Annotated in this window: 8 protein-coding genes; 4 read left to right on the forward strand and 4 right to left on the reverse strand. The window is 73.1% G+C overall.

From position 1 onward, the window contains the following. Positions 1 to 79: 79 nt before the first annotated feature. Positions 80 to 1507, reverse strand: coding sequence for an MFS transporter (locus tag D1369_RS27735; protein WP_007381888.1), 1428 nt, complete (start codon positions 1505 to 1507; stop codon positions 80 to 82). Positions 1508 to 1608: 101 nt separating this feature from the next. Here D1369_RS27735 and D1369_RS27740 point away from each other — a divergent pair, with 101 nt between their 5' ends. From D1369_RS27740 to D1369_RS27750, 3 genes are all read left to right on the forward strand, one after another. Then, positions 1609 to 2511, forward strand: a complete 903-nt coding sequence (locus D1369_RS27740; RefSeq protein WP_007381887.1) for a DNA-binding protein — start codon at positions 1609 to 1611, stop codon at positions 2509 to 2511. A gap of 87 nt (positions 2512 to 2598) precedes the next feature. Continuing rightward, complete coding sequence (locus tag D1369_RS27745; protein WP_240436103.1) at positions 2599 to 3114, forward strand: hypothetical protein; 516 nt, start codon at positions 2599 to 2601, stop codon at positions 3112 to 3114. Positions 3115 to 3123: 9 nt separating this feature from the next. After that, complete coding sequence (locus D1369_RS27750; RefSeq protein WP_118082657.1) at positions 3124 to 7479, forward strand: cation-translocating P-type ATPase; 4356 nt, start codon at positions 3124 to 3126, stop codon at positions 7477 to 7479. A 15-nt stretch (positions 7480 to 7494) separates the two neighbouring features. Here the strand turns inward: D1369_RS27750 and D1369_RS27755 are convergent, their stop codons facing one another. Then, positions 7495 to 7974 (reverse strand): hypothetical protein, encoded by a 480-nt coding sequence (locus tag D1369_RS27755; protein WP_202477557.1) that lies wholly within the window; start codon positions 7972 to 7974, stop codon positions 7495 to 7497. Positions 7975 to 8028: 54 nt separating this feature from the next. After that, the gene (locus tag D1369_RS27760; RefSeq protein WP_007381884.1) at positions 8029 to 9474 is read right to left on the reverse strand and encodes an MFS transporter; all 1446 of its coding nucleotides are present in this window, start codon (positions 9472 to 9474) and stop codon (positions 8029 to 8031) included. A 120-nt stretch (positions 9475 to 9594) separates the two neighbouring features. Between D1369_RS27760 and dusB the strand changes: the two genes are divergently transcribed. Next, positions 9595 to 10713 (forward strand): tRNA dihydrouridine synthase DusB, encoded by a 1119-nt coding sequence (dusB, locus tag D1369_RS27765; protein ID WP_202476992.1) that lies wholly within the window; start codon positions 9595 to 9597, stop codon positions 10711 to 10713. A 371-nt stretch (positions 10714 to 11084) separates the two neighbouring features. Here the strand turns inward: dusB and D1369_RS27770 are convergent, their stop codons facing one another. Then, positions 11085 to 12809, reverse strand: coding sequence for a hypothetical protein (locus D1369_RS27770; RefSeq protein ID WP_007381882.1), 1725 nt, complete (start codon positions 12807 to 12809; stop codon positions 11085 to 11087). Positions 12810 to 12960: the final 151 nt, after the last annotated feature.

The raw sequence follows: 12960 nt of genomic DNA on the forward strand, positions 1-12960 counted from the left end.
GCCTCCGACGAGGAGTGTGCTGCAAGAGCAACATCAACAGGAGCACCTTCACCGTGAGTTGGTCGAATCGTGAGCGGACTCAGTCGATGACACGGGGCAGCCGCAGGCTCAGCAGCCCCGTCAGGGCCACCCCGGCCAGCTGGACCAGGAGCGTCGTCACCAGGGCGTCCCGCATGCCCATGCCCGGCACCAGGGCGAGGAAGAGCGTGCCCAGCGTGGCCACGCCCAGAGCCAGGGAGGCCTGCTGGGTGGTGACCATCACGCCGCTGCCCACACCGGCCCGCGCGGGCGGTACCTCGGACAGGACGATCCGGAAGACCACGGGCAGTTGGAGCGCCTGGCCCACTCCGGCGATCGCGCCGCCGGGCAGGAGGGGCAGCAGACCGAGGTCCGGCCAGGAGGAACGGGCCGCCAGGATCATCAGGCCCAGGCCGACCCCCTGGATCAGCGCACCCGCCGTCACCACCCGGGTGCCGAAGCGCGAGATCAGCCGCGGCCCGGCGATCGATGTGAGCAGGAACGTCACCGCGAGCGGGGCCAGCGCGAGGCCCGCCTGGACGGGGCTGCGGCCCGCCCCCTCCTGGAGAGCCACCGCGATCACGAACATGAACCCGGCGAAGCCCATCGAGAACGGCAGGATCAGCAGCAGGCCCCGGCGCAGTGACACCAGCGCGAACAGGCTCGGGGGCACGAGAGGCGTACGGCCCCCGCGGTCCGCCCTGCGCTCCACCGCGAAGAACGCCCCCGCCAGGAACGGGAACGCCGCCAGCGACAGCCAGGTCCACAGCGGCCAGCCCGCCGCCCTGCCCTCGGTCAGCGGGGCGAGCAGCGCCAGCAGGGTCGCCGCCAGCAGGACCGTGCCCGGACCGTCCACCGGCTCGGGGCGCCGGGAGCGGGTCTCCGGGATCGTACGGACCGCGAGGACCAGGCCGACCAGGACGACCGGGACGTTCACCAGGAACGTCGCCCGCCAGCTGGTGCCCGCGATGTCGGCGGCCACCAGGACACCGCCGAGGATCTGGCCCGCCACCATGGCAAGGCCCGCCGTGGCGCCGTAGAGGCCCATCGCGCGCGCCCGGCGGGGCCCGGTCGTCGCCGACTGGATGGTGGCGAGGACCTGCGGCAGCATCGCGGCCGACGCGGCGCCCTGCGCGACCCGCGCCGCGACCAGCGTCCAGGCGGTGGGCGCGAGCCCGCACGCCAGCGAGGTCAGCCCGAACGCCAGCATGCCGCCCAGGAAGAGCCGGCGCCGCCCGAAGAGGTCGCCGAGCCGGCCGCCGAGGACGAGGAGGACGGCGTACGCCAGCCCGTAACCCGCCACGACGAGTTCGAGGACCGACTCGCTCGCGGAGAGGTCCGCGCCGATGCTGGGCAGGGCGACGTTGACGATGAAGAAGTCGATGAGGGGCAGGGCCGCGGCGAGCAGCACCGTGAACAGTCCGAGGCCGCCCAGCTCGGGTGGCGCGGCGGCGCGGACGGGGCGTGGAGTCGTGGTTTCGGTGGTCACGTCGATGAGCCTGCGCCCACCGCCAGGCGGGTACCAGAGCCTTCTTATCCTGGTAGCAGAACCACCTGGCAACAGGGTCCCGGTCCAGGCAGGCTGGAGGCATGACGACGATGGCCCAGGAGACAGCCGTACCGCCCATCGCTTCCGCGTCCCTCTCGGCGATCCGGCGCCACGAGCTCGCCGCCTTCCTGCGTCACCGCCGCGAGCACCTCACCCCCGAGCGGGTCGGCCTGCCCCGCGGCCGCCGGCGCCGCACCCCGGGCCTGCGCCGGGAGGAGATCGCCCAGCTCTCCGCGGTCGGCGTCACCTGGTACACCTGGCTGGAGCAGGCCCGGGACATCCAGGTCTCCGTGCAGGTCCTGGACGCCCTCGCCCGCGCGCTGCTGCTCGACCAGAGCGAGCGCTCGCACCTCTTCCAGCTCGCCGGCGCGGTCGACCCGACACCGGCCCACGCCTGCCCGTCGATCACCCCCGCCATCCGGCAGGTACTCGAACAGCTGGAGCCGGTCCCGGCCTGCGTGCAGAACAGCCGCTACGACATCCTCGCCTACAACCGCACCTACGGCCTGCTGCTCGGCGACCTGGACACGGTGCCGCCCGAGGACCGCAACTGCATGATCCTCTGCTACACCAACGACGACTGGCGTTCCTCGATCATCCATCTGCCGGAGGCGCAGCGCCTGATGGCCGCCCGCTTCCGCGCCACCATGGCCGGTCACCTCGCCGAGCCCGGCTGGAAGATGCTCCTGAAGAGGCTGCGCACCGAGTCCCCGGAGTTCCGCGAGGTCTGGGACCGGCACGAGGTCATCGAACACCGGGGCCGCCGCAAGGAGTTCATGAACCGTTACGTCGGCCATGTCAGCGTCGACCACACCGACCTGTGGCTCGGCCCCGAGGCGGGCCCGCGCATGGTGACCTACGCCCCCGCGGACGAGGAGTCCCGGCGGCGGCTGGAGCGGCTGCACGCGATCGCCCTGGAGAGGACGCGGGCCGCGCGGGCGTGAGCGGCCGGTCGCCGTCGTGGGGGATGACCGTCCGGAGTGGGGGAACCCGGGCGGTCCGAACGGAACCCCCCACTTGCGAGGCGAGCCATGGCCGAGCAGAAGTCGTCGCAGCAGGTAGCAGAGTCAGGATCACCGTCACCGTCACCGGCGCAGGGGCTTCCGCAGCCGTTGCGGGCGGCCGTGTCGGTGCTGGGGAAGGTGCCCGGGGCCGGGACGGTGGGCCGGCTGGCCGGAGGAACGCTGGACCGGGTCGGCGCGGTGTCCCCACGTGGCCGGCGGCTCGCGGTGTACGCCGGGGCCGGGGTGCTCGGTGTCGCGGGCCTCGTCGAGTGGCCCGTCGCGGTCACCGGGGCGGCGGTGGCGTGGCTGACCCAGCCGAGGCCGGGGGAGCGGGAGGAGCCGGCCGACGAGAGCCGGCCCACGCCCCGGGTCCTGGCGTCGACCCACGGCACCCCGGGCCCCGCTGCCCACCAGGCGTCCGGGGCACCCTCGTCCGCGTCGCGCACGCCTTCCGGCAAGCTCCCTCCGCACGAGACGGCCGCACCGGCCGGCCGGCGCGGCCCCGGAGGCTCCACCGCGGGCCGTGCCCGCTCCGGCGACTGAGGACGAACGATGAACCGAGGACTCACGACCGCCGCCGCGGACCTCGTCCTGGCCGGCCCGCGCCTGCTCGCCAGGAATACGCCCGCCGCGGTCGGAGCGGCCGCCGGAGCGGTGGCCGGAACGGCACGGGCCGGCGTACGCACCGCGGACTTCGCGGCCCGCACCACGAGGGCCGCCCGAGCGGCCCTCCCGGGAGCGTCCCCGCACTGGCGAGCGGGCCACCGGGTCCATGTGCCACTGCGCGCGGAAGCGGACCCGGGGCACGGACCGGAGCACGGACCGGAGCACGGACCGGAGCACGGACCGGAGCACGGACCGGAGCACGGACCGGAGCACGGACCGGAGCACGGACCGGAGCACGGAGAACACGCCCCCACCGAACACCGCGCCCGCCGTCTCGTCACCGCCCTCGCCGAGCACCCCGACATCGCGCTGGCCTACTGGGACCAGGGCCTCGGGCGGCTCGTCGTGACCGCGGTGGAGGGTGTGGCCACCGAGCGCGTCGAGAAGCGGGTCTCGGTGCTGGCCGAGCGGTACGGGCTGGTGGCGGACGGCCAGGACGTCGAGGAGCTCGCCCATCCCGGTGACCCCGGCTCGGTGCGGACCGCCGCCCTGGCGCTCGCCGCCGACGCCGTCGGAGCCGCCGCCGCCCTCGCCGGGTCCGCGCTGCGGCTGCCCGCCTCGCCGCGGCCGGTGACGGCTGTGGTGATGTTGCTGCGGGAGAACCCCCGGTTCCGGGGCTGGCTGCGGGGGCGGCTCGGGAGCGCGCGGACGGACGTGGCGCTGGCCGCCGTGAACGCCGCCGTGCACGGCGCGGGCCACAGCCCCACCTCCCTGCTGCTCGACGGCACCCTGCGCACCTGCCAGCTGGCCGAGGCCCTGGTGCGGACGGCCGCCTTCGAGACGGTCCACGACGACCTGTGCGTCCCCGACCGGGACAGCGTGCCCGCCGACCAGGCCCTACGGCCGCCCCCGCGCCCCTCACCCGCCCAGGAGTACGCGGGCCACGCCTCGGCCGGCAGCATCGCCGGCGCCGTCGCCGCGCTCCTCGTCAAGCACGACGTCACCGAGGCCGCCGAGGCCGTCCTCGCGGGCTCCCCCAAGGCCGCGCGCTACGGCCCCGCGGCCTTCCACGCGGTACTGAGCGCGACCCTGTCGCGTTCCGGCGTCCTGGTGCGCGACCCGGACCGGCTGCGGCAGCTGGAGACCGTCGGCACCGTCCTCCTGCACCCGAGCGCCCTGCGCACCCCGGGCGCGGGCGCCGACGCCTGGGCCGAGCCGGTGCTGGACGCGGCCCGGCGTGCCGGACTCCGGGTCGTCGTCCTGGACGACCCCGCGCTGGCCGACTTCACCGGACTCGCCGACCAAGTCGTGGACGCCGGGCGGCCGTTGCGGGAGATCGTCGACCAACTCCGCGATGACGAAGGCGGTGTTCTCACCGTCGCCCGCCCCCAGGACGCCGACGTCGTCGCCGGACTCCTCCGCGGCGACGTGGCCGTCTCCCTCACCGACGGCGGCTGCGCGGTCGCCTGGGGCGCCGACGTCCTCGCCCCGCACGGACTGCCCGACGTCTGGCGGCTGTTGACCGCCGTACCGGCGGCCCGCGCGGTCGGCCGCCGCTCCCAGACCCTGGCCCGCTCGGGCGCCGCCCTGTCCGGACTCCTCGTCGCCGTCGGCGAGTCGGGCCGCGGCCGACGCCGTACGGCGATCCCCGGCCTCCGGCACGCACCCGTCGACGCGGCCGCGGCCGCCGCCCTGTTCACCGGCACCCGCGCCGCCCTGCGTGTGGCCGCCACGAGCCCCCCGCACCCGCGTCCCCGGGTGGCCTGGCACGCCCTGCACCCGGACGACGTACGCGACCGGCTGGAACAGGAGGCACCCCCGGAGCCGACGCTCGTCGAGCAGACGACCGCACGGGTCCGTACCGCCGCCGACACCGTCGTACGACTGCCCGTGCTGGCCCCCGCCAGGTGGTCGGCGCAGCTCGCCCGGGCCGTGCGCGGCGAGCTGGACGACCCGCTGACCCCCGTCCTGGCGGTCGGCTCGGCCGCGTCCGCGATCCTCGGGTCCGCGATGGACGCGCTGCTGGTGGTCGGCGCCCTCGACCTGAACGCGCTCGTCGGCGGCCTGCAGCGGCTGCGCGCCGAGCGGGCCCTGTCCGGGCTGCTCGCCCAGCAGAAGCAGAAGGCCCGGGTCGCCGAGGAGGGCGCGGAACCGCACGTCGTCGACGCCGCCAGGCTGAGCCCGGGGGACGTCATCGAGCTGACGCTGGACGACGTCGTGCCCGCCGACGCCCGGCTGCTGTGGGAGGACGGCCTGGAGGTCGACGAGTCCGCGCTGACCGGCGAGTCCCTCCCGGTGGACAAGTCCACCGACCCGAGCCCGCGCGCCCCCGTCGCCGAACGGCGCTGCATGGTCTTCGAGGGGACGACCGTGGTGGCCGGGAACGCCCGCGCGGTCGTCGTGGACACCGGCGACCGCACCGAGGCCGCCCGCGCCGTCACGCTCGCCGCCCGCACCCCGGCCGCCGGCGGAGTCCAGGCCCGGCTCCAGGAACTCACCCGCAAGGCACTGCCGTTGACGATGGCGGGCGGCGCCGCGGTCACCGGGCTCGCCCTGGTGCGCGGCACACCCCTGCGGCAGGCGGTCAGCGGCGGGGTCGCGGTCGCGGTGGCCGCCGTACCGGAAGGCCTGCCGCTGGTGGCCACCGTCGCGCAGCTGGCGGCCGCCCGCCGGCTCAGCGCGCACGGCGTCCTGGTCCGCGCCCCGCGCACCCTCGAAGCCCTGGGCCGCATGGACACCATCTGCTTCGACAAGACCGGCACCCTCACCGAGAACCGGCTGCGCCTGGTCCGGGTCACCACCGCGGACGGCACGGTCCACACTCCCGGCGAGCCCGACGCGGACGGCCCGCTGCGCATCGCGGCACGGGCCTGTCCCCAGCTCGACGGCGACTCCGGGCAGCGCCCGGCGCACGCCACCGACGAGGCCGTCCTGGACGCGGCCGCTCCCGACGAGGAGTGGACCCAGCTGGAGGGCCTCCCCTTCGAGGCCGGCCGCGGTTACGCCGCCGCCGTCGGACACCCCGGCGACGGCTCCCCGGTGCTGGTCCTCAAGGGCGCCCCGGAGACCGTCCTGCCCGCCTGCGCCGACCTCCCCGCCGACGCCGCCGACCGGGCCCAGTCGCTCGCCCGCGACGGCCTGCGCGTGCTGGCGGTGGCCCGGCGCCCGCTCGACGGCGACAGCGACCGGAAGGCCGTACTCGAAGAGCCCTTGCGGGACCTGGAGTTCGTCGGCCTGCTGGCCCTCGCCGACGTGGCCCGGGACACCTCCCCGGACCTGGTGCGCGGACTGCGCGAGGCGGGCGTACGGCCGGTCGTGCTGACCGGTGACCACCCGCAGACCGCCCACGCCATCGCCACCGACCTCGGCTGGCCCGAGGACGCCACGGTCGTCACCGGCGACGAACTGGCCGCCGCCGACCGCTCGGCCCGCTCCCGGATGCTGCGCGACGCCGATGTCGTGGCCCGGGTCGCGCCCGAGCAGAAACTCCAGGTCGTGGAGGCCCTCAGGGACGCGGGCCGGGTCGTCGGCATGGTCGGCGACGGCGCCAACGACGCGGCCGCCATCCGGGCCGCCGACATCGGCGTCGGCATCAGCGCCCGCGGCTCGGCCGCCGCCCGCAACGCCGCCGACCTCGTCCTCACCGGTGACGACCTCACCGCCCTCATCGAGGCGGTCCGCGAGGGCCGCGCCCTGTGGCACTCCGTCGCCGACGCCATCGCCATCCTGATCGGCGGCAACGCGGGCGAGGTGGGCTTCGGCATCCTCGGCACCCTCCTGTCGGGCGCGGCGCCCCTGTCCACCCGACAGATGCTCCTGGTGAACCTCTTCACCGACCTGTTCCCGGCGATGGCCGTGGCGGTGACGCCGACGGAGAAACCCACGGAAGACGAGCCCTCGGTCGACACGATCCTGGGCGCCGCTCTGACCCGCCAGATCCGCGACCGCGCCCTCACCACCTGCCTCGGTGCCACGGTGGCCTGGCTCATCGGCCGCTTCACGCCGGGCACGGCCCGCCGCTCGACGACGATGGCCCTGTGCGCGGTGGTGGGCACGCAGCTGGCCCAGACACTCGCGGACCGCCGGGAGAGCCCCCTGGTCCGCTTCACGTCCCTGGGCTCGGCAGCGGCGTTGATCGCGCTGGTGGAGATCCCGGGAGTGAGCCGGCTGTTCGGCTGCACCCCGCTGGGGCCGTTGGCGTGGGCGGGGGTGGCGGCGGCGATCGCGCTGGCCCTGGCCGGGCAGAGGTTCCTGCCGACGGTGGAGCGAACCGTGCGCTATCAACTGAGCAGGAGCTCTTGATCCCTGGGAAAGACGTCAGGCGGTGTGCTTGTGGATCACGCCGAGGTAGTGGCGTCCGCGATCGGGCACGTGGTCGTCACGGCCAGGCGTGAAGAACACCGCGCAGACGTCGGCGGGTTGCGTAAGGATGCTGGACTGCTCTCCGAACGTGAGGCGGTCGTTGACGTCGTAGCGGCAGTCGACAGCGTCAAGGCCGGCGACCAGGTCTTCTCGGGGCACTGTGGACGGGTAGGACTCCGAGTCCGGCAGGACCTGCGAGGGCAAGGTGGTCGTCGAGCCCGGTCGGAGCCTGATCCAGATTCCGCTGACGGCGCCTTGGGTGATGACCAGCTCCAGGCCGTTCCAGGCGTAGGGGTAGCCGTCGAGTTCCGGCCTCATCCGGACAGCGGGGTGCGGGCGTCCCGGGCCCAGGAGATCCTCGGCCGTACGCAGTGGCATGCCGCAGTGAAGCGGGCCGATACGACCGGTCCGGGCGAAGTCGACGAGTACGTTCATCAAGGTCACGTCAGAGACTTTGGCATCTGCTCGGGCCGGCCGACACCCGCCGTACTACGCGCTGACCCCCGCCGCCTCGCGCACCTCGGCCGACTCCAGCCGCTCAGCCGTACGCTCAGCGGTCCGCCGAGCCCACGCCCCACTCGTCACGGCCCCGAGAAGCAGCACCGCGAACCCGCACCCGGCCAGGATCCACCACCCCGGCACCGCGGCGGACACGAACTTCTCCTTGTACGACGACGACCCCACCCCGGAGGCCAGTACCGCCCCGACCACCGCGACCCCGAGCGTCTGCCCGAGCTGACGGCTCGTGGAGGCGACGGCCGCCGCGACCCCGGCCTGGGCGCGCGGCATCCCCGACACGGCCGTGTTCGTGATCGGCGCGTTGACCAGCCCGAACCCGATGCCGAACAGCACGTACCCGAGGAGCAGCGTCCGGTCCGAGGTCTCCGCGTCGAAGGCGGCGAACAGCACCCCGCTGGCGGTGATCATGACTCCCGCCGCGATCAACGGCAGCCTCGGCCCCCGGCTTCCCACCAGCCGCCCGGCGAGGGGCGCGCACAGGAACATCGGCACGGCCATCGGCAGCATCCACAGGCCCGCGTGCAGCGCGTCCAGCCCCCGGACGTTCTGGAGGTACAGCGTCGACAGGAACAGGAACCCGCCCAGACCGGCGAAGGCGCTGATCGCGATTACCGTGGCTCCGCTGAAGGGAGCGGACCGGAAGAACCGCAGGTCGATGAGGGGCTCGTCCCGTCGGGGCTCGTACCAGAGGAGCCCGGCCAGCGCGAGGACGGCCACGACGGCAAAGGGCAGGACGTACGAGAACCCCGAGGCCGGCGCCTCGATGATCGCGTACGTCAGCGAGCCGAACAGCGCGATCACCAGGAGCTGTCCGACCGGGTCGGGGCGGCGGGCCCTGGGCGCCCGGGACTCGGGGACGTACCGCAGGGTCAGCAGCAGGGCCGCGAGACCCACCGGCAGGTTGACCCAGAAGATCGAGCGCCAGCCGACCGAGTCCACGAGCACCCCGCCCACCAGCGGCCCCGCCGCCATGGAGATGCCGACGACCGCACCCCACACCCCGATCGCCCGCGCCCGCTCGCGCGGGTCGGTGAAGGTGTTGGTGATGATCGACATCGCGACCGGGTTGAGCATCGAACCGCCGACCGCCTGCACCATCCGGAAGGCGATCAGCGCCTCCAGGTTCGGCGCGGCGGAGCACAGCGCGGAGCCGATCGTGAAGACGATCAGGCCCGCCATGAAGACGCGCTTGCGGCCGATCCGGTCGGCCGTGGAGCCGGCCAGCATCAGCAGCGAGGCGAGGACCAGGGTGTACGCGTCGATCGTCCACTGGAGGCCCGCGGTGCTCGCGTCCAGGCCACGCTGCATGGCGGGCAGGGCGACATTGAGGGCCGTGGTGTCGAGGCTCACGATCAGGAGGCTCATACAGCAGATCGCGAGGACCAGCATGCGTCGGCGAGGGCTGAGCTCGGGCATGCGCTCCATCGTACGCCGATGTCGATAGTGCGTCTAACTAATGGTTTATGCATGATCCATGCCCGGCCGGGGCGAGGGACGGGGCGAGGGGTGGGGCGAGGGATGCGTGACAATGGGGGAATGCAGATCGGCCCGCACCTCGTCCAGCCCCCCGTCGTCCTCGCCCCCATGGCGGGGATCACCAACGCGCCCTTTCGCACGCTGTGCAGGGAGTTCAGCGGCGGCAAGGGCCTGTTCGTCAGCGAGATGATCACGACCCGGGCGCTGGTCGAACGCAACGAGAAGACCATGCAGCTCGTCCACTTCGACGAGAGCGAGAAGCCGCGCTCGATCCAGCTGTACGGCGTCGACCCGGCCACCGTCGGCAAGGCCGTCCGCATGATCGCGGAGGAGGGCCTCGCCGACCACATCGACCTGAACTTCGGCTGCCCGGTCCCCAAGGTCACGCGCAAGGGCGGCGGCTCGGCGCTGCCGTACAAGCGCCCGCTGCTCCGGGCGATCCTGCGGGAGGCCGTGAGCGGGGCGGGGGATCTGCCCGTCACGATGAAGATGCGCAAGGGCATCGACGACGATCACCTCACGTATCTGGACGCGGGGCGGATCGCGGTCGAGGAGGGGGTGACGGCGATCGCCCTGCACGGCCGTACCGCCTCCCAGCACTACGGCGGCACGGCGGACTGGGACGCGATCGCGCGTCTGAAGGAGCACGTGCCGGAGATCCCCGTGCTGGGGAACGGCGACATCTGGTCGGCGCGGGACGCGCTGCGGATGGTGCGGGAGACCGGGTGCGACGGGGTGGTCGTGGGCCGGGGGTGCCTGGGGCGGCCGTGGCTGTTCTCGGACCTGGTGGCGGCGTTCGAGGGGCGCGAGGAGTTTTGCCGTCCCGATCTGCGTGAGGTGGCCGACGTCATGGTGCGGCACGCGACGCTGCTCGGTGAGTGGATCGGGGACGAGGCTCGCGGTGTCATCGACTTCCGCAAGCATGTGGCCTGGTACCTGAAGGGGTTCGCGGTCGGCAGCGAGATGCGCAAGCGGCTCGCGATCACGTCGTCGCTGTCCGAACTCCGTTCGGGTCTGGACGAGTTGGACCTTGACCAGCCGTGGCCTACGGGGGCGGACGGGCCGCGTGGGCGTACGTCGGGCAACAACCGGGTGGTGCTGCCGGATGGTTGGCTGAAGGATCCGTATGACTGTGCGGGGGTTGGGGAGGATGCGGAGCTGGACACCTCCGGCGGTTGAGCGGTTGTTTGTGCGGGTTGGTGGGGGCGGGCGTTTTGCGCAGTTCCCCGCGCCCCTGGGTGCCTGCGGCGCAGCTGCGGGTTCGGTGGGGGCGGGTGTAGCGCGTTCCGTTCGGTGGGTGGGTCGGGGCCGGGGTGGGGGGTGTCCGTCCTCGGTCCGGCGGCTCGGTCGCTTCAAAAGGGGCTCTGTGACGGACGCCGGCCGCTGCGGGCGGACACCCCTCACCCCGTCCCCTGCCCGCCGTACGCGGCCAACGGCCCACGGTCCATTCCGGCGCAGGGTGACCGCAACTCCTCAGGGGCGCGGGGAACCGCGCGACCAGCCACAACGCACCCGCACCCGCTCGACAACCGAACCCGGCACGACCCTCACTACTTCGACGGATGCGGAGTCGACCCGTATGCCGTGAGGAACCGGTCCCGGAAGGAGCTCATCTTCCAGACCGGGGCGTTGTGGGACGGCTTCAGTCCGTCCGTCCAGTTCCAGGATGTGATCTTGTCGAGGACCTTGGGGTCCTTGGCGACGATGGAGATCGGGACGTCACGGCTGGCGTTCTCGCCGCTGACCCGGGCGATCGGCTGGTGGTCGCCGAGGAAGACGAGGACCGTGTCGTCGTTGCCGTAGCGCTCCAGCCACTGGGTCAGTGCGGTCACCGAGTAGGAGATGGACTTGCCGTACTCCTGCTTGGAGCGGGTGGGGTCGGCGATGATGTCGGAGGCTTTGTTGCCCGCCTTCTGGATGGCCTTGAAGACCGAGCCGTCGCCGAGGTCGTTCCAGTCCACCATCTTCGGGATGGGGGCCCAGGGCTGGTGGCTGGAGGTCAGGATGATCTCGGACATCAGCGGCTTGTCGCGCTTCTTGCTGTGGATCTGCTTCTGATAGGCCTCCAGGGCGTACTGGTCCGGCATCGTCGACCAGCTGAACTTGGGGCCCTGGTAGCCGAGTTGGAAGGCGTTGTAGACCCTGTCGAGGCCGTAGTACTTCTGTTCCGGCCAGCCCTTCTGGACGCCCGGCATCACCCCGACCGTGTCCCAGGCGCCGGTCTTCTTGAAGGCCTTGGTGAGGCTGAGGTGGTCGCTGGCCATGACCGTGCGGTAGCGCTGCTGGTTGTCGATCCAGAGGCCGGAGAGGGTCGTCGAGTGGCCGAGCCAGCTGCTGCCGCCGTACGTCGCCGAGGTCAGCCACCCGCTCTTCGCGTGGAAGCCGGCCTTCGCGAGGGCCGCGGTGCTCGTGTCGAGGGTCTTGTCGACGCCGGGCGCGATGCCCGGGTCCTCGACGGCGCTGCGTCCGTAGCTCTCGATGAAGGTGAAGATCATGTCCTTGCCGCGCAGGTCGGGCACCAGCTGGGCGCCCGGCGTGTTCCCGAAGGCGTCGGTCTTGGCCACCTTCTGGAACTCCGCCTCGTCCCGCACGGTGTACAGCACCCGTTTGGCCTGGAGCGCGGTGAGCGCGGCGGTGTGCTCGGAGGCCAGCGGGATGCCGAGGACCTGGAGGCCGAGGGCGGAACAGGTGACCCAGACGGTGGCGGCGAGGAGGGTGCCCCGGGTCGCGGCCCGGCGGTCCAGGACCAGCAGGCCGCTCAGCCGGACCGTCGCCAGCGCCATGACGGTCGGCACCAGGAGCACGAGGACGACCACGCCGATCACGGCTGCGACGGCCACCGCCCCGCCCATCGAGTCCGCCACGTACGACTGCGCGTCGTCGAGCAGCTCCCAGTCGAGGACGGGATTGAAGGGCCGCCCGAGGTAGTCGTTGAAGCCCATGTCGAGCAGGTTCAGGATCGTCATCACCCCGAGCGCCGCGCCGGACACCGCGGCCACCACCAGCCGCGGCCGACGCGGCAGCGCGAGCGTCACGGCCGCCCCGATGATCGCCTCGGCCGGAATCCGCACGAACGCCCGCGGGTGCAGGTAGACGATCTTGTTCGGCAGGAGCAAGGCGCCGAGGACGAGGAGGGCGGCGAGGATGTTCAGGGCCCAGCGCACGTTCCGTACGGCGGTGGGGTGGGCCTCCCGCCACCGGACGAACCTCGCGCGCTGGTCCTTGTCGGCCGCCTCGACCTCGGGTGACGTGCTCTCTGCAAGGGTCTCGGACACCCGAGGGTCCTTCCATACGGTCCTGGTGGAAGGCGGATCCGATATGGGGTCTCGGATCCGCCACAGTCCCGTACGGCCCACTTCGAGCCACAGTTCACCGGCCAGAGCAAACACCGGGCAAACGCCTGGCCAACAGGATTTCAGGGGCGCG

Origin of the sequence: Streptomyces sp. CC0208 (assembly GCF_003443735.1) — a bacterium.
GTDB lineage: Bacteria > Actinomycetota > Actinomycetes > Streptomycetales > Streptomycetaceae > Streptomyces > Streptomyces sviceus.